Origin of the sequence: Sphingomonas sp. UBA978 (assembly GCF_002292295.1) — a bacterium.
In the GTDB taxonomy this organism is placed as follows: domain Bacteria; phylum Pseudomonadota; class Alphaproteobacteria; order Sphingomonadales; family Sphingomonadaceae; genus Sphingomonas.
On sequence record NZ_DBBS01000002.1, the window covers coordinates 107,252 to 126,182 of the forward strand.

An 18,931-nucleotide genomic window follows, 5' to 3' on the forward strand; every position below is an offset into this window, starting at 1 on the left:
ACGCAAAACCACCGTTTTCGGCACGTCATCATCTGAATGGCGATCGGCCCCAGGGGGGAATCGACCTAGCGCGCCTCCGCGCTCAGCCGCGTCATCAGGATCGCGGCGCGCTTGGCCTGGCGGCGGATCGTCGAGAGGTCGACGACCTCGTCGGGGGTGTGATCGCCGCGGCTGGCGGTGCCGAGCCCGACCAGCCCGTCGACGTCCGCCGCCACCCAGGAAATGTCGCCCGCGCCGCGCTTCAGCGGGTCGAGCGCGGGCATGGCGGGCAGGCCGAGGTCGCGGTTGACGCCGTTCAGCCGGGCGAGCAGCGCCTGGTTGCCGGCGGTCGGCGCCATCGCCGGATAGCCGCTCTTGAACGCGATCGTCGCGTCGGTGCCGGGCGCATGGGCGGCGACGATCGCGGTCATCTTCGCGCGCACGCGCTGCGTCTGCGCCTCGCTGAGCGTGCGGAAATCGCCGCTCGCCACCGCCTGCGCCGGGATGATGTTGCTCTTGCCCTGCGCGCTCGCCTTCGATCCCGTGGCGTCGATGCTGGCGGTGACGCCGGCGGCGAGCAGGCCGGTGTTGAAGGTGAGATCGGGTTCGGGCAGCTGCGTGCGGAAGGCGGCGAGGATGCGCGCCGCCTCGTTCACCGCGCCATCGCCGAAGCTGTCGCTGAAGATCCGCGAGCTGTGGCCGCTCCTGCCGGTCACCGTCAGCGTCCAGTCGTTGACGGATCGGCGCGCGATCGATCCCATGTCGCGCCCCTCCTCGATCGCCAGCCCCTCGAAATCGAGCGCGACGTCGGCGCGCTTGCCCGCCGCGATCAAATCGGCGCGGGCGATGGCGACCGGGTCGCCCGAATCCTCCTCGTCGCCGGTCAGCACGATCTCGACATTGGCGGGCTTCAGCGTGCCTGCGGCCTGCATCGCGCGCAGGGCGGCGAGCATGACGACCATGCCGCCCTTGTCGTCGCCGGCGCCGGGGCCGCTCGCCTCCTCGCCCTTGCGGACGAAGCGCTGGAAGGGGGAATCCGCCTCGAACACCGTATCGAGATGGCCGATCAGCAGCAGCCGCTTCGTGCCGGGCTTGCCGGCATGGACGGCGACGATGTGGCCGGCGCGCCCGGTCTGCGGCAGCGGTTTCCACGTCACGACGAAGCCCAGCGCGCGCAACTGTTCGGCCATCATCGTGCCGACCCGGGCGACCCCGGGCAGGTTCATCGTGCCGCTGTTCTGGTTGACCAACTGCTCGAGCAGCGCGACCGAGCGTTCGTATTCGGCATCGACCGTCGTCGCCATCCGCGCCTCGGTCGCCGACAGGCGGGGCGGTTCGGCTGCGGCGGGCGCGGCGGCGAGCAGCAGCGGCAGGACCAGCGCGCGCATCAGCGGGGCACCGCCGCGACCATCAGCGACAGGTCGCGCGTCTTGCTGCCGGCGATCTGGATCAGGTAGCGGCCGGGGGCGAGGTCGAAATCAACCATCTTGCGGATCGGCGAACAGGCCGGACCATGATCGTGCGCGACGGAGGGAAGCAGGCGATCCCCCTGCACCACGTCGATCCAGGCGCCGCCGCCGAGCGCGACGCGATAGCGGCCGGCGCGGGCGATGGTGACGGCGAACAGGCCGCCGAAACTGTCCGCGGCGCCTGCCTTGGCGGGCGGTCGCGCATAATCCAGCGCGGCGGGCGCGACCAGCGTCGCGGTGGCGCCGCGGCCGATCGTCAGCGGTGCCGCGGCGGCGGCGCTGGTGCCGGCCGCGAATCGGGCGCCCTGCTGCCAGCCGGCGAGCGCGGCGGGCAGCGGCGGCGGCGTGCAGGGGGGCGCCGCCGCTGCCTGCGCGGCGGCACCCGAGAGCAGCGATGCCATCCATCCGGCAACCGTCAATCCAACCGTCGACATCATCGCGTTCCCTACCGTCAATGCCGGCAGGATAGCGGATCGCGGCCCGCTGTCACGCGCTTGCATAGCCGCCCGATCCGCAAGCAGACCTCGACCTAAAGTCCGAAATGGACAAAAATTCAAAGCACTTGTATGGTAGATCGTCTCGACGGGATGCGCGGTGGCCGATTGCTGCCGGTGCAAAAACACGATGGCATGGAAGAAAGGGCAGAAATGAAGAGCGGGACACGCGATCACATTTGCGCGCTATTGTTGGAAGCGCTGCTGCTGCTCGACGAGGAGGGCGAGATCGTCGCCGGTATTCACGTCAACCAGGCGCTGGAGGCGCTGGGCTGCCCGGTCAGCGATCCGGTGTCCCGGGCTGCGCGATCGGCAGCGCAGCGATCTGGTCCAGCCACGTGCGGATCGTGTTCCGGCCCTGCGGGCTCAACGCCAGCATCGTGACGCGGCGGTCGCTGATATCGTCGCTGCCATGCACCAGCCCGCGATCCTGCAACAGCTTGATCCAGCGCAGCGCCGTCGTGCGGGGCACGCCCGCGGCGGCGCAGCAGGCGTTGGTGGTCACCGTCGCGCCGTCCAGCCCTTCGGCGAACAGGAACAGCATGATGTCGAGGCCGGGATTGGCGAACAGCGACGCCTCGAGGTGCGTGCCGAGCTTGCGGCGCGCGGACGTGATGCTGCGGGCGACGTCGGCGAGCGCCGTTTCATGCGGGTCCTGTCCCTCCGCAGACGGCGAGACAGCCATCGCGACGACGCTATTGCCACCGGTGTCCCTGCCATTCTGGCCAGCGACGGGCTGTTGGCGTAATCCGGCATCCATGTGGTCGTCGCTCCCGTAAAACGCGGTTCGGCATAGCCGGAGACGATCCGGAAGCAAGCCACGTCGTTCGATGTCCGTCCGGCCGGCGAATCCCTTTGGGGGCGATCGCGGTCGAGCGATTCCGCTACGCTAGCGTCGACTTGACCCGGTGTCACGGGTAACCTTGGCATCGATGCGCCGGTATCTGTCTGAAATTCGGAAAGGATCGCGATGACTTGCTATGCCCTCGACGGTGTCGCGCCCGAGATCGGCGCGGACGTGTACGTCGCGCCGGGGGCGCAGGTGATCGGCCGCGTCGTGCTCGGGGAGCGCGCCTCGATCTGGTTCGGGGCGGTGCTGCGCGGCGACAACGACCCGATCCGGATCGGCGCGGAGAGCAATGTGCAGGACGGCGCGATGATCCATGCCGATCCCGGCGTGCCGACGACGATCGGCGACGGCGTCACCATCGGCCATCACGCGATCGTCCATGGCGCGACGGTCGGCGACCGCAGCCTGATCGGCATGGGCGCGACCCTGCTCAACCGCGCGGTGATCGGCGCCGACTGCATCGTCGGCGCGAACGCGCTGGTGACCGAGGGCAAGGCGTTTCCCGACGGATCGCTGATCGTCGGATCGCCCGCCCGGCTGGCGCGGCCGCTGACCGACGCGGAGATCGCCGGGCTGCGGCTGTCGGCAGCGACCTATGTCGCCAATGCGCGGCGCTACGCGACCGGGCTGACGCCCCTGTAGGTCAGGCGAAGCGCGCCGAGGCGTCGGCGACGAAGCGGGCGGTCGCATCGGGCGCGGTAACCGGGATCATGTGGCCGCCGTCGATCACCTCGATCCGCGCGCCCGGGATCGCCGCGGCGGTGGCGTCGCCATGCAGCGTCGCCGACAGGATCGCATCGTCGCGGCCGAACAGGATCGCGGTGGGCATGGCGAGGGTCGGATAACGCGCGGCAATCCCCGCCATCTCGTAATGCGCGGCGGCGAGGTCGGCCGCGGCGGCGGCGATGCTGGCGGGCCGCTGCGCCAGCGCGCCGCCGCCGCGAGTCGCGAAATCGGCGGGTGGCTGTTCCGGCGCGAACACCGCGTTCAGCGTCCGCTCTGCGGTGAGCCGGCTCAGCGGCGTGCCCAATGTGTGCGCCATCAGCCGGCGTATCGAGGCCGGGATCGCGGCCAGCCCCTTGAACGCCTCCGGCACCGCCTCCTGCGGCTGGGTCAGCGGCGCGATCAGCGCGAGGCCGCGGATCAGATCGGGCCGTGCCAGCGCCAGCGACAGCGCGACGGCGCCGCCCAGCGAATGGCCGACGAGCAGCGGCCGCTCGATCCCCAGCGTCTCGATGAAGCGGGCGACGATCGCCGCCTGGTCGGCGATGCCCGGCTCGGTATCGTCGTCGGCGGTCGAATAGCCCGATCCCGGGCGGTCGAGCAGGATGACGCGATGGTCGCGGGCGAGCGGTCCGAGCATGCCGTAGCCGAAGTTGCGCAACTGCCCGCCGAGGCCGTGGACCATCACGATCGCCGGGCCGCTGCCCCGTTCGACATAATGCAGCCGTGCGCCCATGACCTGCAGATGGCGGCCGTCCTGCGGCACCAGCCGCTCCGCCTCGCGCGCGATCCGGTCGGCATAGAAGGACAGGCCGAGTCCGCCCGCGGCGGTCAGCGCGGCACTGCCGAGCAGGGTCCCCAACGTCCAGCGTGCGCCGCTCTGCATGTCCGCCTCCCTCGCCAAAGAGGCCGAGTGTATCACGTCAGGCGGTGGTGACGATCCCGTTCGTGACGGTGACCGGCCAGGCGGTCAGCCGCTGGCCGACGCACGGGCCGCCGACGCACAGCCCGTCGTCGACCCGGAACAGCGCGCCATGCCAGCTGCACGCGATCAGGTCGCCCGCGGGCGTGACGTAATCGTCCAGCCGCTGCGCCAGCGGCACGCCGGCATGCGGGCAGCGATCGACATAGCCGATTGCCCGGTCGCCCTGCCGCACGATGAAGCCGTGGAACCGCCCGGCGCGCATCTGCAGGACGAAATTGCGCGCCTTGCCCTCGGCGATCTCCGCCAGCGGCGCGAGTGCGACCCCCGCCGGGGTGGCGGTCAGGCGTTCCGTCATGCGTCGGCGTCTGGCTGGCGGCTTGGATGCGCGGCGGCGGCGAGGGCGGCGGTGCGCGCGCCGGCGGCGACCAGCTGCGGATGGGGCGTGGTATCGACGCCGAACCGTTCCGCCGAATAGAGCGCCGGCACGATCACGCAATCCGCCAGCGTCGGGTTCGCGCCATAGGCAAAGCCGTCGCCATGCCGGACGATCAGCGTTTCCAGTGCGGCGAAGCCGTCGGTCATCCAGCGCGCCATCCACGCCTGCACCTGGTCTTCCGACGCACCGAGATCCTCGCGCAGCGCCTTCAGCGTGCGCAGATTGTGCAGCGGATGCACGTCGGTGACGATCGCCTGCACCATGCTGCGCACGATCGCGCGGCCATCGGCATCGGCGGGCAGCAGAGGCGGGTCGGGGACGCGTTCGTCGAGCCATTCGAGGATCGCGACGCTCTGCGTCAGCACCAGCCCGTCCGTCTCCAGCGCCGGCACCAGCTGCTGCGGGTTGAGCGCGGCATAGGCCGGGTCGGCCTGCCCGCCGGTGCGCAGGTCGTGGTTGACCTGCGCATAGTCGAGCCCCTTCAGCGCCAGCGCGATCCGCACGCGATAGGCGGCGCCGGATCGCCAATAGCCGTGCAGGATCATGGCAGCACCGCTTTCGGGAAATCCGCCCAGACCGCGTCGTAATCGAGCTGCGCATGGTCCAGCGCGTAGGTCGTCGGCCGGTACGGCCAGCAGCTTTCGAGCATGAACGCCATCGTGCCGTCGATCCGGTGCGGCTTGAGGTCGGCGGCGGAGGCGCCCTGCCAGCTGGCGAGGTCGGGCCCGTGGCCCGCCATCAGATTGTGCAGCGAGATGCCGCCGGGCGCGAACCCCTCCGCCTTGGCATCGTATGCGCCGGTGATGAGTCCCATCGCCTCGCTCATGACGTTGCGGTGGAACCAGGGCGGGCGGAACGTCCCCTCCGCCACCATCCAGCGCGGCGGGAAGATGACGAAATCCGCATTGGCGCGGCCCGGCACGTCGCTGGGCGACGTCAGCATCGTGAAGATCGACGGATCGGGATGATCGAAGCTGACCGTGTTGATCGTGTTGAACCGCGACAGGTCGTAGCGCCACGGCGCGAGATTGCCGTGCCAGGCGACGACGTCGAGCGGGCTGTGGTCGAGCGTCGTCGTCCACAGGCTGCCCATGAACTTCTGGATCACCGCGGTCGGCGCGTCGCGATCCTCGAACCACGCCAGCGGCGTCTCGAAATCGCGCGGGTTGGCGAGGCCGTTGGCGCCGATCGGGCCGAGATCGGGCAGGCGGAACAGGCTGCCGTGATTCTCGCAGACATAGCCCTTCGCGGTGCCGTCCGGCAGCAGCGCGCGGAAGCGCACGCCGCGCGGCACCAGCGCGATCTGCCCGGGCGCGACCATGATCCGGCCGAGTTCGGTCAGCAGCTCCAGCCGCCCCGCCTGCGGTACGAACAGCAATTCGCCGTCGGCATCGGTGAAGACGCGGTCGGTCATGTCGGTATCGGCGGCATAGACGTGGAGCGCGACGCCCTCCAGATCGGCGGGATCGCGGTTGGCGAGCATCGTCGTCATGCCGTCGATCAGGTCGGTGCCCGGTGCGGGATCGCCGCACGGGTCCCAGCGCAGCCGATTGGGCGCGAGCGGTGCATCGCTGGTGCCGGGGGCGAAGCGGGCGGCGCCGGTGTAGCGGACATAGGGAGGATGCTCGGCGGTCGGCCGCATCCGGTACAGCCACGATCGCCGGTTCTCGTGCCGCGGCGCGGTGAAGGCGGTGCCGCTCAATTGCTCGGCATAGAGGCCGAATGCCGGCCGCTGCGGCGAATTGCGCCCGATCGGCAAGGCACCCGCGACCGCCTCGGTCGAGACGTGGTTGCCGAAGCCGGGGATGTATCGGGGGTGGTGGTCGGTCATTGTTCTGGCGTCCTCTCCTGTTCCACCACCCCGGAAACCCCTCTCCCGACGGGAGAGGGGAAGCTCGCGCAGCGAGCGCGGGGTAAGGGCAGGGCGCAAACCATCGCTTGGGCTGCCCTCACCCTTCCGCGGCTTCGCCGCTCCCTCCCTCTCCCACAGGGAGAGAGGATTATGCGTCGACCGTAATCACGCCGCGACGGATCTGGTCCAGCTCAATGCTTTCGTACAACGCCTGGAAATTGCCGTTGCCGAAGCCTTCATTGCCCTTGCGCTGGATGATCTCGAAGAAGATCGGCCCGACCATCGTCTCGGTGAAGATCTGCAGCAGCAACCCTTCCTCGCCGACGTTGCCGTCGATCAGGATGCGGTTGGCGCGCAGCCGTTCGAGGTCCTCGCCATGGTTCGGCACGCGCGTGTCGACCAGTTCGTAATAGGTCTCGATCGTGTCCTGCAGCCGGACGCCACGCGCGCGCAGCTTTTCGACCGTGGTGTAGATGTCGTCGGTGGTCAGCGCGAGGTGCTGGATGCCCTCGCCGTTGTAATCGCGGATGAATTCCTCGATCTGGCTCTTGTCGTCCTGGCTCTCGTTCAGCGGGATGCGGATCGCGCGATCCGGCGCGATCATCGCCTGGCTGAACAGGCCGGTCGCCTTGCCCTTGATGTCGAAATACTTCTGCTCCTCGAAGCCGAAGATCTGGCCGTAGAAGGCCGACCAGGTCCGCATCTGCCCGCGGCGGACATTGTGGGTGAGGTGGTCGAGCAGATCGAGCCCGACCGAATTGGCGGCCTCCGCCTCCGCCGCACCCGAGGTCTGCGTCCAGTCGTCGTACAGGCTGCCCGCCGCTCCGTGGCGGTCGACCAGATACAGCAGCGACCCGCCGATCCCCTCCAGCGCCGGAATCCCCTCCAGCGCCGCGCCGGCCGGCGCGGGCTTCGCCCCCCGCGCGATCGCCGCGTCATAGGCCGCCTGCGCATCCTGCACGCGGAACGCCATTGCGCTGGCAGACGGGCCGTGCGCCGCGCGGAAATCGGCGGCATGGCCGGTCGCCTCGCGGTTGAGCAGCAGATTGATCCGCCCCTGCTTGTAGCGGGTCAGCGCCCTGGTCGGATGGGTCGCGGCGACGACGAAGCCCAGCGCCTCGAACTGCGCGGCGAGCGCATCGGGGTCGGGCGAGGTGAATTCGCAGAATTCGAACCCGTCGAGGCCCATCGGGTTGACGTCCATATGTTCCATCGTCGCGCTCCGATTGGTATCATTCGTTACCAATCATGTGCGTCATTGCCAAACTGGTGTCAACTGATACGAAGTCGTCATGGCTGCCAAGCGCCTCGCCCTCGACGATTTCATTCCGTACCGCCTGTCGGTGACGTCGAACCTCGTTAGCGATTCGATCGCGCGGACGTATGAATCGCTGTTCGGCCTCACCATTCCCGAATGGCGGCTGGTCGCGGTGATCGCGGAAACGGGCGGCGTCACCCAGCAGGCGATCGGCGCCAAGACGCTGATGGACAAGGTGACGGTATCGCGCGCCGCCATCGCGCTGGTCGATCGCGGGCTGCTCGCGCGGCAGGCCAATCCGGAGGATCGCCGTTCGCACCTGCTCGAACTGACCGACGCCGGCCGCGACCTGTACGCCGCGGTCGCGCCCAAGGCGCTCGACCTCGAAAGCCGCATCTTCGCCGCCTTCGAGCCTGCCGAGGTCGCGCAGTTCATCGATATGCTGCGTCGGATCGAGGCAGTGACGATCGCGATCGGGGGGTAGCGCCGATCGCCATTCGGCGAGGATGGCGAACATTCGTCATTTCCGCGAAGGCGGGAGTCCACAGGCGCTGTCGGTTCGCTCCAGTCCGTTAGGTTGGCGTGTCCGGACTCCCGCCTTCGCGGGAGTGACGACGGTCCATTCTGACCGTCGACAGCCATCGTCGCCGAATGTCTATCGGGCGTTGGCGCCACACTGTTACCATTCGGCCGCACCGCCGGCACATTTGTGCGACATTTGCCGCCTAGAGCCCCTGTGACGGTACGAACGATACGGTACGGACAAGGGGCAAGACATGCGTTGGTTGGCGGGGATGATGATCGCGGCGAGTTGGCCGGCGATGGCGGCGGCGCAGCAGATGCCGGCCCCCGCGCCCCAACCGGCGCCCGTGCCCACCCCCGCGCCTGCCACGGGCGATACCGCCACCGCGCCGCAGGACCAGCCCGCCGCCGTCGCGGCCGATCCCGCGGTGCCCGCCGCCGCCGCTGCGCAGGCGCCGTCGGTGCCGCAGCCGAGCGCGGCGCAGTCCGATGCCGACGAGGGCGAGGAGAATGAGATCGTCGTCACCGGTCGCCGTCCGCCCGGATCGGTGGTCGGCGACATCCCCGCCGAACAGATCCTCAGCCCCGCCGACGTGCGCAGCTATGGCGTCAGCAGCATCTCCGACCTGCTGACCGAACTCGCGCCGCAGACGCGCAGCGGCGCGGGCGGCCCGCCGGTCGTGCTGCTCGACGGCAAGCGCATCTCCGGCTTTCAGGAAATCCGCGACATCCCGACCGAGGCGATCCTGCGCGTCGACATCCTGCCCGAAGAGGTCGCGCTGAAATACGGTTATACCGCCGACCAGAAGGTGGTGAACTTCGTCCTGCGCCGCCGTTTCCGGTCGACCACCGTCGAACTCGCCGACCGTCAGGCGACCGACGGCGGCCGCAATACGCCGCAGGCCGAACTCGACCTGCTGACGATCCGTAGCGGCGCCCGCTTCAACCTGCACAGCACCTATCAGCAAAGCTCGGCGCTGACCGAATCGGAACGCGATATCCAGCTGGCGGCGACCGAGGGCGCGACCACCAATTTCGACCAGCGGCCGTTCCGCACCCTGCTGCCGTTCGGGCGCAGCTTCGGCACCAACGCCACCTACGCCCGCCCGATCGGCGACGTCTCCGCCTCGATCAACGGCGAGCTGACCGCGACGCAGTCGGTCGGCCGCTTCGGCCTGCCGCTCGATGCGGCGGGCGTGCCGATCAGCCGCGACCCCCTCGAACAGCGCAACAACGGCGTTACCGGCCATGTCGGCACCAGCTTCAACGGGCGGCTCAGCCCGCGCTGGCTGTGGACCGTCACCGGCGGCTTCGACCGGGCGGAAAGCAACACCTACACCGAACGCAGCGGCGACGGCGTGCCCAACCGCGCACGGTCGATCTCGAACAGCGGCGAGGTCGAGGCGCTGGTCAACGGCCCGCTGTTCAGCCTGCCCGCCGGCGACTTGTCGACCGCGATCCGCGTCGGCGCCGACACCAGCGATTTCACCAGCCGCTCGGTCCGCGGCGCGCTCGTCACCACCGGCGACGTCTCGCGCGACAGCGTCGACGGCCGCGTCAACATCGACGTGCCGATCGCCAGCCGCAGCCGCGCCGTGCTCAGCTGGCTCGGCAACCTGTCGCTGAACGGCAATGTCGCGGTCAACCGGCTGTCCGACTTCGGCACGCTGACCGCTTATGGCTATGGCCTCAACTGGGGCCCGATCGAGGGCGTGCGCGTGATCGGGTCGTTCAACCAGCAGGATATCGCACCCAGCGCCGCCCAGCTCGGCAACCCGGTCGTCGTCACCCCCAACGTCCGCGTGTTCGACTTCGTCCAGGGCCAGACAGTGACGGTGACGACGGTGACCGGCGGCAATCCCGCGCTCCGGTCGAGCGACCGCCGCGTCACCCGGCTCGCGCTCAACCTGAAGCCGTGGAGCAACAAGGACCTGACGCTCACCGCCAATTACACGAAACAGGACGTCCGCAACCCGATCCAGGGCCTCAGCTCGCCGACCGCGGCGTTCGAGGCGGCCTTTCCCGATCGCTTCATCCGCGACGAGGACGGCAACCTCGTCCGCGTCGATCGCCGCTCGACCAATTTCGCACGCTCGGAAAGCGAGAACATCCGCTGGGGGATCAATTTCTCCAAGCCGATCAAGTCGAAGATCCAGAAGCAGATCGAGGCGTTCCGCGCCGGTACCGGGCCGAACCCGTTCGCCGGCCTGCGCTTCCCGGGCGCCAACGGCCGTCCCGGCGAGGGCGGCCGCCCGGAAGGTACGCGCGACGGCGGCGCGCGCGAGGGGGGCGGGCGCGAGGGCGGCGCACCCCCGGCCGATGCGTCGGCCGCCGGCGGTACGCCACCGGGTGACGGCCAGTCGGGGACCGGGACGCCAGGCGAGGGCGGACGCCGCGGCGCGGGCGGTGGCGGTCGCGGCTTCGGTGGCGGCGGCTTCGGCGGCGGCGGCGGTGGTCGCGGCGGGCAGGGCGGCGGCCGTATCCAGTTCGCGCTCTACCATACGTGGAATCTGACCAGCCGGGTGACGGTGGCGAACGGCGGGCCGGTGCTCGATGCGCTGAATGGCGACATCATCGGCTCGTCGACCAGCGACGGCCAGTCGCGCCACGAGTTCGAGGGGCAGGCGGGCTATTCGAACAACGGCCTCGGCGTGCGCCTGTCGGCCAATTACGCGACCGGCACCCGCGTCAACGGCGGCACCGCCGCCAATCCGCAGCCGCTGCGCTTCGACGGGCTGGCCACCGCCAACCTGCGCCTGTTCGCCGACCTCGGCCAGCAGCTCGCGCTGGTCAAGGCGCACCCCTGGGTCCGCGGCGCACGCGTCACCCTGTCGGTCGACAATGTCTTCAACAGTCGCCAGCAAGTCCGCGACGCGACCGGCGTGACGCCGATCACCTACCAGCCCGACTATCGGGATCCGTTGGGGCGGACGGTGCGGCTGAGCCTGCGCAAGCTGTTCTTCTGATCGGCCTGCCCTTTCGAACGTCGCATCACCGCACCGGCGATCCGACGTTCGGGAGGGTCGCTTCCTCCGCCTTGGGCATCTTGCCGAACAATGCGCGGTCGGCGGGGCCGAACGCCCATTTCCACAGCACGAACAGATAGGTGGCGGCGATCGCCGGTTCGCCGACGAGCAGTTCGACCCATTCGAGGCGGTGCGGCAGCGCGGTGAACAGGCTGCCGACCACCACCGCCGCGATCACCGCCCACAGCAGCGGCCAGCGCCACGGCGATACCGGTGCGGCGAGGATGCGGCCGAGCAGCGTCGCCTTGATGATCGATGTCAGCCCGACGCTGACCATCAGTGCCACCGCCGGCCCTGCGGCCTGCCACGTCGTTGGCCAGCCCGCCTCGCGCATCGCGCCGATCAGCAGGAAGCTCAAGGCGATCTGCACCGCCAGCATGACGATCGAGATCACCAGATTGCGGTGTCGCGCGGTATAGACCAGCGCCGATTCGCACACCGCCCCGGTCGAGGCGAACACCTCCGCGGTCAGCAGGAATCCCAGCGCCGCGCTGCCCGCGACGAACTGTGGGCCGACGACGCCCATCACCGCCTCCGCGGGGATCGATCCCATCAGCGCAAGGCCGGCCTGCGCCGCCATGATCCAGAAGGCGACCTGCCGCACCTGATTGGCGATCGCGGCCCGGTCGTTCACCGCGAGGCTCTGCGTGATGACGGGGCCGAGGATCGGATCGAAGCTGGTCTTCAGCTTCTGCGGCAGCGATGCGACCTGCTGCGCCATGTAATAGATGCCGACTACCTTGGGTTCGAACATCACGCCGAGGATGAAGCGATCGACGTTGCGGCTGCCCCATTCCAGCGCATCCGCGCCGGCGAGCGGCGCATTGGCGCGGGCGAGCGCGAACAGCGGCGCGATCCGCGGCGACCAGCCGTGCGGCAGGCCGTAGCTGCGCAGGAACGGCACCATGCTGGCGATCAGCGCCGCGATCATCGACGCGACATAGGACAGCACCAGCCCGTCCTTGATCGTGAAGAACGAGAAAACCCAGGCCGCGATCGAGATCGTCCACGGCTCCACCACCGCGCGCGCGGTCACCGCGGCCTTGACGTTGTGGCGATAGGCGAGCGCGGCGAGGCTGACGTCCGACCATGCCACCGCGACGATGATGCACGGCAGGAACCGGTCGAGCCCGGTCACCTGCGTATTGGCGTACATCACCTCGGGAAAGGCGATCAGCACGCCGCTCGCCGCGATCGACAGGACGAAGGCGAGCGCCAGTGCGTCCCACACCACGCTGGCATGCGGCTGGTCGGAAGAGGACAGCGCCTGCGCGAGGCCGCGCTTGAGACCGAGGGTGGCGACCAGCGCGGCGAGTTCGACGACGACCACCGCCAGCGCGAACCGGCCGACGAGGTCCGGCCCGTACAGGCGCCCCGCGATGAACAGGAACGGGATGCGCGCGGCTAGCCGTAGCACGAAGCCGGCGATGTTGGTCCGACCGCCCTTGGCGAGCGCGTCGATGTCGTTGGTTTCGGTCACGGGTTGGCGATCATCAACGCGCCGCCCTCACCCTCACCCTGCGCCGCCTGCGGCGTCTTCTCCCTCTCCCGATGGGAGAGGGAGGGAGGCGCGTAGCGCCGGAAGGGTGAGGGTGAGCGCGAACCGCTGGCGGTCAATGCGCCGCTCCCCAGCTCGCACCGGTGCCGATCTCGATTCCCAGCGGCACCGACAGCGTCACCGCGGGTGCGGCCGCCTCGGCCATCACCCGCTCGATCACCGGCTTCGCGGCCGCAACGTCGCCCTCTGGCAGCTCGAACACCAGTTCGTCGTGCACCTGCAACAGCATCTGCACGTTCGTCAGCCCGGCCGCGGCCAGCGCCGGTTCCATCCGCACCATCGCGCGCTTGATGATGTCCGCACACGTGCCCTGGATCGGCGCGTTGATCGCGGCGCGCTCGGCGCCCTGGCGTTCGTGTTGCACCTTGGATCTGATCCGCGGGAAATGTGTCTTGCGGCCGAACAGGGTGGTGGTGAAGCCGCGCTCGCGCACCGTCTGCGTGGTTTCGGCGATGTAGGTGTTGATGCCGGGGAAGCGTTCGAAATAGCGGTCGATCATCGCCTGCGCCTCGTCGGCGCCGACGTCGAGCCGTCCGGCCAGCCCCCAGCGGCTGATCCCGTAGAGGATCGCGAAGTTGATCGTCTTGGCGCGTCCGCGGGTGTCGCGGTTGACCTCGCCGAACAATTCCATCGCGGTCAGGCTGTGGATGTCGTCGCCATTGGCGAACGCCTCGCGCAGCGCCGGTACGTCGGCCATATGCGCCGCCAGCCGCAGCTCGATCTGCGAATAATCGGCGGCGAGGATGACGTTGCCCGGCTCCGCGACGAAGGCGTCGCGGATCTGCCGCCCGACCTCGGTACGGATCGGGATGTTCTGCAGATTGGGCTCGGTCGACGACAGCCGCCCGGTCTGCGCGCCGGTCAGCGAATAGCTGGTGTGGACGCGGCCGGTCTTCGGGTTGATCTGCGCCTGCAAGGCATCGGTGTAGGTGTTCTTGAGCTTCGACAATTGCCGCCAGTCGAGCACCCGCGCCGCGATCTCCGCGCCCGGCGAATCCTTGTCGGCGGCGATCCGTTCGAGTTCGGTGACGTCGGTCGAATAGACGCCGGACTTGCCCTTGCGCCCGCCCTTGATCCCCATCTTCTCGAACAGGACGTCGCCCAGCTGCTTGGGGCTGCCGATCGTGAAGGGCGCGCCGGCGAGGCCGTGGATCACCGTCTCGAGCCCGGCGATCTGCCCGCTGAATTCGGCGGAGAGCGCGGACAGCCGCTCGCGATCGACCTTGATCCCGCGCATCTCCATCCGCGCGATCACCGGGATCAGCGGCCGGTCGACCATCTCGTAGACACGCGTCGAACCCTCGGCGGGCAGGCGTGCCTTGAACCGTTTCCACAACCTGTACGTGACGTCGGCGTCCTCGGCGGCGTAGCGGGTCGCGGCCTTCAGATCGATCTCGTGGAAGCCGCGCTGCGACTTGCCGGTGCCGACCACGTCCTTGAACGCGACGCAGCTGTGCGAGAGATGCGCCGCGGCGAGTTCGTCCATGCCATGGCCGTGCAAGCCGGCGTCGAGGTCGAAGCTCATCACGATCGTGTCGTCGTGCGGCGCGATCGCGATGCCGCGCTGGCCGAGCACGATCATGTCGAACTTCAGATTGTGGCCGATCTTGAGGACCGAAGGGTCCTCCATCAGGTCCTTCAGCCGGGCGAGCGCTGCGGCGACGTCGATCTGCACCGGCACCTCGGCGAGCAGGTCGTTGCCGCCGTGGCCGAGCGGGATGTAGCAGGCGAGATTGGGATGCAGCGCGAGGCTGACGCCGACCAGCTCGGCCTGCGTCGCGTCGGTCGAGCTGGTTTCGGTATCGACCGCGATCCAGCCCTGATGCCGGGCGAGCGTGATCCAGCGGTCGAGCGCGTCGAGATCCTGCACCGTCTCGTAGCCGTCCAGATTGCAGGGCGGGTCCTCCTCCATCGGCACGTCCGCGGGCGCGGCGACGGGGGCGTCGGCGACCTGCCCGAGCTTGGCGAGCAGCGAACGGAAGCCGTGATGTTCGAGGAAGGCGCGCAGCGGCGCGTCGGGGATCCCCTTCAGTGCCAGGTCCTCGAGCGGTTCGGGCAGCGCGACGTCGCAGCGCAGCGCCACCAGCTCGCGGCTGAGCCGTGCCATGGCCGCATGCTCGATCAGATTGTCGCGCAGCTTGCCCTTCTTCATCCCCTCCGCGGCGGCGAGCACGGATTCGAGGTCGCCGTGTTCGAGGATCAGCTTGGCGGCGGTCTTGGGGCCGACACCGGGCACGCCCGGCACGTTGTCGACGCTGTCGCCCATCAGCGCGAGCACGTCGCCCAATTGCGTCGGGGTGATGCCGAAGAACTTCTCCGCGACATGGTCCGCGCCGAGCCGGCGATTGTTCATCGTGTCGTACAGGTCGAGCCCCGGCTCGATCAGCTGCATCAGATCCTTGTCGGAACTGACGATCGTCACCTGCCACCCCTGCGCCAGCGCCGCCTTGGCATAACAGGCGATGATATCGTCCGCCTCCAGCCCCTCCGTCTCGATGCACGGCAGCGAGAAGGCGCGCGTCGCATCGCGGATCATCGGGAATTGCGGGACGAGGTCCTCGGGCGGCGGCGGCCGGTGCGCCTTATACTGGTCGTACAGGTCGTTGCGGAACGTCTTCGACGATTTGTCGAGGATCACCGCCATGTGCGTCGGGCCTTCGGCGGCATGGACCTCGTCGGCCAGCTTCCACAGCATCGTCGTATAGCCATAGACGGCGCCGACCGGCTCGCCATGCTTGTTGGTGAGCGGCGGCAGCCGGTGATAGGCGCGGAAGATATAGCCCGAGCCGTCGACGAGGTAGAGATGGGGCATCGCGCATGCGTTTAGCGGATTGCCGGGGCGGCACCAACCGATCGTTGCGGGGGCCGCCGGGGTCGGAGCGGGTGTGGCTTCGGGGCAACAATCCGCCCGACATCGGGCATGGGATCAGGCGGTGCGGTTGCCCGCATAATCCGCGACCGCCGCGGCGACCGCCTGGATCAGCTGCTGGCGTTCGCGGATCGGCCGGCGGCTGTCGCCGATCATCACTGCGATCGCATAGCGGCGGCCGTCCGGCGCGGTGAGCAGGCCGACGTCGTTGAAGCCGGCGTTGCGCGTGCCGAGGTCCTGCCCGGTGCCGGTCTTGTGCGCGATCTTCCACCCCGCGGGCAAGGCGGCGCGCAGGCGGGCGCGTCCGGTCACCGACGCGCCCATCGTGTCGAGCAGGATACGCGTCGAGGTTTCGGTGAACAATTCGCCGCGCGCCAGCCGCGCGATCGCATCGGCGATGGCGAGCGGGGCGGCGCCGTCGGGCGGATCGTTGACATAGGCGTCGAGCGCGGCGGCGCGCACCTCCGGCGCCAGCCGCGAGCGGGCGAGTTCGAAGCTGTTGCCGGTCGACAGCGACTGGCTCCAGGTCAGCCCGGCGGTCTTCGACTGGAGCAGCCGCTCGCCCGGGCCGAAGCGGATGTCGCCCAGCTGCTTCCGCTCGATCATCCCGCGCACCGCCATCGGCCCGCCGACATAGGTCAGCAGCCGGTCGTTGGCGGTGTTGTCGCTGTGCGTCAGCGCGCGGGTGAGGAGTTCGCCGACCGTCGTCTGATAGCCCGCGCCCTTAACCAGCATCGCGATCGGCTGATGGAACAGGGTCAGATCCTCGGGCCGGACCACCACCGGATCGTCGAGCCGTGCCTTGCCCTGGTCGCGCAGGTCCATCAGCGTCATCGCGACCCACAATTTGCTGACCGATTGCTGCGGCATGCGGGCGCGCGCGCCGGGGGAGGCGATCGTCCAGCCTTCGTCCACCGCGCGGATCGCGATGCCGAACTTGCCGTCGAAGCCGCGCGCCAGCGTGTCGACCGCCGCCGTCAGCTGCGCCGGGGCGACACGATGCGCCGGCGGTGCGGCGGCGGGGATCGGAATCGACACCTCGACCGGCGCCGCGACGCTCGGCGCCGGCCCGCTGGCGTTCGGCCGCGAGGTCGAACCGCAGCCCGCCGCTGCCGCGCACAGGCCGGCGATCAGGATCAATCGGGCCGAACGGCCGTACGCTGTCATACTGTGGACGAGGCCCCGCTACACACGGTGGCGATCCTTATCCACGGATTGTCGCGCGGGAACCGAAGGTTGCAGCCGCTGCGATGAAGCGCATCGCCGGCACGCCGAGTTGCGCCGCGCAACATCGGCGTGAGGGGTCAGCGATCCAGCGCGAGGCTCTTCGACGCCTGTTCGAACAGATCCCGCGACAGGCCCGGCGTCGCGACGATCCGCTCCAGCTCGGCCCGCATCAGCGCCGACCGCGCCGCATCGAACCGCCGCCAGCGCCCGAGCGGCGGCAGCAGCTTCGCCGCGGTCTGCGGGTTGAGCTTGTCGAGCGCGATCAGCTGGTCGGCGAGGAAGCGATAGCCCGAGCCGTCGGCGACGTTGAAGGCACGCTGGTTGGCGCCATAGGCCCCGACCAGCGAACGCGCGCGATTGGGGTTGGCGAGCGTGAAATCGGGATGCCGCGCCAACTCCGCCACCAGCCGCCCGGTATCGTCACGCGACGACAGCGCCTGCGTCTGGAACCATTTGTCGATCACCAGCCCGTTCCTGGCATAGCGATTGTAGAAGATGTCGAGCGCCGCCTCGCGTTCGTCCGCATAGCCGCTGGCGAGCGTGGTCAGCGCGCCCTGGCGATCGGTCATATTGTCCGCCGTCTCGAACTGGCGGAAGGCGATCGTCGCCGCATCCGCCGCGCCGCTCGCCGCGATATAGCCGAGCGCGACGCTGCGCAGGCGGCGATGGCCCTTGGCCGCCGGAGTATAGACATAGGGGCCGGTCGGCGCCTGCTCATAGGCGTCGCGCCACTGGTCGGCGAGCCGGACGCCGAGGTCGCGGCGCAAGCCCTCGCGTGCCCGATGGATCGCGTCGGGATCGACCAGCGCCAGCTGGTCGCCGACGAAGCTTTCGGACGGCAGCAGCACCGCCTCGGCGACGAAGGCGGGGTCGAGCGCGCGGTCGGCGAGCGTGTTCGACACCGCGGTGACGACCGCGTCATGATCGCCGTCGCCCTCGATCACCGCGGCGACCAGCGTATCGAGCATCAGCTGCTGCATCGCCTCGTAGCGCGCGAACGGATCGTCGTCGTGCGCGCTGAGGAAGCCGAGTTCGGCGGCACTGCGGTCGCTTTCGATGATGACCGGCGCGGAGAAACCGCGGTTGATCGACAGGACGGGGCGTTCGGTGATGCCGTCGAACACCATCGTGCTGGCGGGCTGGTCGAGGAGGAGCAGTTGCTCCTCGCCGAGCGCGCGGCCGGTCTCGCTGCCGAACAGCTTGATACGTAGCGGCAGCACCATCGGGCGCTTGTCGGGCTGGCCCGGCGTCCCCGGCACGTGCTGCGCCAGCCGCAGCGTGGCGCGGCCCTCGCCCGCCTCATGCGCGAGGCTGGCGGCGACGCGCGGCGTGCCGGCCTGGCTGTACCAGAGGCGGAATTGCGACAGGTCCTTGCCGCTCGCCTCTTCCATGCTGGCGACGAAATCCTCGCAGGTCGCAGCCGTGCCGTCGAAGCGGCTGAAATAGAGGTCGGTCGCCGCCCGGAACGCCTGCGGCCCCAGGATCGTCGCCATCATGCGGATCAGCTCCGCGCCCTTGTTGTAGATGGTCGCGGTGTAGAAGTTGCTGATCTCGAGGTAGCTTTCCGGGCGCACCGGATGGGCGAGCGGGCCGGCATCCTCCGGGAACTGCGCCGCACGGAGCCCGCGCACGTCCTCGATCCGCTTGACCGCGGCCGAGCCCTGATCGGCGGAAAAGCCCTGGTCGCGATAGACGGTGAAGCCTTCCTTGAGGCTCAGCTGGAACCAGTCGCGGCAGGTGATG

15 protein-coding genes are annotated in these 18,931 nt (G+C 69.4%); 3 read left to right on the forward strand and 12 right to left on the reverse strand.

Annotated features, from left to right (window positions below; all coding sequences use genetic code 11):
- Window positions 1–65: 65 nt before the first annotated feature.
- The 3 genes from B2515_RS00540 to B2515_RS00550 form a co-directional block, all read right to left on the reverse strand.
- Complete coding sequence (locus tag B2515_RS00540; RefSeq protein WP_293872627.1) at window positions 66–1,367, reverse strand: M20/M25/M40 family metallo-hydrolase; 1,302 nt, start codon at window positions 1,365–1,367, stop codon at window positions 66–68.
- Complete coding sequence (locus tag B2515_RS00545; protein WP_293872628.1) at window positions 1,367–1,849, reverse strand: hypothetical protein; 483 nt, start codon at window positions 1,847–1,849, stop codon at window positions 1,367–1,369. Before B2515_RS00545 ends, B2515_RS00540 begins: the two co-directional genes overlap by 1 nt.
- A 373-nt stretch (window positions 1,850–2,222) precedes the next feature.
- Window positions 2,223–2,627 carry a MarR family transcriptional regulator gene (locus tag B2515_RS00550; protein ID WP_293872629.1) on the reverse strand — a complete coding sequence of 135 codons (405 nt, stop codon included), beginning with the start codon at window positions 2,625–2,627 and terminating at the stop codon, window positions 2,223–2,225.
- A gap of 285 nt (window positions 2,628–2,912) precedes the next feature.
- Between B2515_RS00550 and B2515_RS00555 the strand changes: the two genes are divergently transcribed.
- Window positions 2,913–3,434, forward strand: a complete 522-nt coding sequence (locus B2515_RS00555) for a gamma carbonic anhydrase family protein (protein WP_293872630.1) — start codon at window positions 2,913–2,915, stop codon at window positions 3,432–3,434.
- Between the two features lies 1 nt (window position 3,435).
- On the opposite strand, the gene B2515_RS00560 is transcribed toward B2515_RS00555, so the two are convergent.
- From B2515_RS00560 to hppD, 5 genes are all read right to left on the reverse strand, one after another.
- Entirely contained in the window at window positions 3,436–4,401 is a 966-nt protein-coding gene (locus B2515_RS00560; protein WP_293872631.1) for an alpha/beta fold hydrolase, read from the reverse strand.
- 37 nt (window positions 4,402–4,438) lie between these two features.
- Window positions 4,439–4,795 (reverse strand): Rieske (2Fe-2S) protein, encoded by a 357-nt coding sequence (locus tag B2515_RS00565; protein WP_293872632.1) that lies wholly within the window; start codon window positions 4,793–4,795, stop codon window positions 4,439–4,441.
- Complete coding sequence (gene maiA, locus B2515_RS00570; protein WP_293872633.1) at window positions 4,792–5,421, reverse strand: maleylacetoacetate isomerase; 630 nt, start codon at window positions 5,419–5,421, stop codon at window positions 4,792–4,794. The genes B2515_RS00565 and maiA overlap by 4 nt, the downstream gene beginning before the upstream one ends.
- A complete protein-coding gene (gene hmgA, locus B2515_RS00575) occupies window positions 5,418–6,707 on the reverse strand; it encodes a homogentisate 1,2-dioxygenase (RefSeq protein ID WP_293872634.1) in 1,290 nt (429 codons plus the stop codon). The genes maiA and hmgA overlap by 4 nt, the downstream gene beginning before the upstream one ends.
- A 169-nt stretch (window positions 6,708–6,876) precedes the next feature.
- Window positions 6,877–7,941 carry a 4-hydroxyphenylpyruvate dioxygenase gene (gene hppD / locus B2515_RS00580; RefSeq protein WP_293872635.1) on the reverse strand — a complete coding sequence of 355 codons (1,065 nt, stop codon included), beginning with the start codon at window positions 7,939–7,941 and terminating at the stop codon, window positions 6,877–6,879.
- Window positions 7,942–8,020: 79 nt separating this feature from the next.
- On the opposite strand from hppD, the gene B2515_RS00585 reads away from it, so the two are divergent.
- Window positions 8,021–8,470, forward strand: coding sequence for a MarR family winged helix-turn-helix transcriptional regulator (locus B2515_RS00585; protein WP_293872636.1), 450 nt, complete (start codon window positions 8,021–8,023; stop codon window positions 8,468–8,470).
- A 292-nt stretch (window positions 8,471–8,762) separates the two neighbouring features.
- On the forward strand, window positions 8,763–11,474 hold the full coding sequence (locus tag B2515_RS00590; RefSeq protein ID WP_293872637.1) for a TonB-dependent receptor: 2,712 nt from the start codon (window positions 8,763–8,765) through the stop codon (window positions 11,472–11,474).
- Window positions 11,475–11,499: 25 nt separating this feature from the next.
- Here B2515_RS00590 and B2515_RS00595 read toward each other — a convergent pair whose 3' ends face one another.
- The 4 genes from B2515_RS00595 to B2515_RS00610 form a co-directional block, all read right to left on the reverse strand.
- Window positions 11,500–13,014 carry a lipopolysaccharide biosynthesis protein gene (locus B2515_RS00595; protein ID WP_293872638.1) on the reverse strand — a complete coding sequence of 505 codons (1,515 nt, stop codon included), beginning with the start codon at window positions 13,012–13,014 and terminating at the stop codon, window positions 11,500–11,502.
- Between the two features lie 133 nt (window positions 13,015–13,147).
- A complete protein-coding gene (gene polA / locus B2515_RS00600) occupies window positions 13,148–15,904 on the reverse strand; it encodes a DNA polymerase I (protein ID WP_293872639.1) in 2,757 nt (918 codons plus the stop codon).
- A gap of 114 nt (window positions 15,905–16,018) precedes the next feature.
- Window positions 16,019–17,092 (reverse strand): serine hydrolase, encoded by a 1,074-nt coding sequence (locus B2515_RS00605; protein WP_293872647.1) that lies wholly within the window; start codon window positions 17,090–17,092, stop codon window positions 16,019–16,021.
- 173 nt (window positions 17,093–17,265) lie between these two features.
- The coding region (locus B2515_RS00610; protein WP_293872640.1) for a DUF3458 domain-containing protein at window positions 17,266–18,931 on the reverse strand (1,666 nt) is incomplete at its 5' end.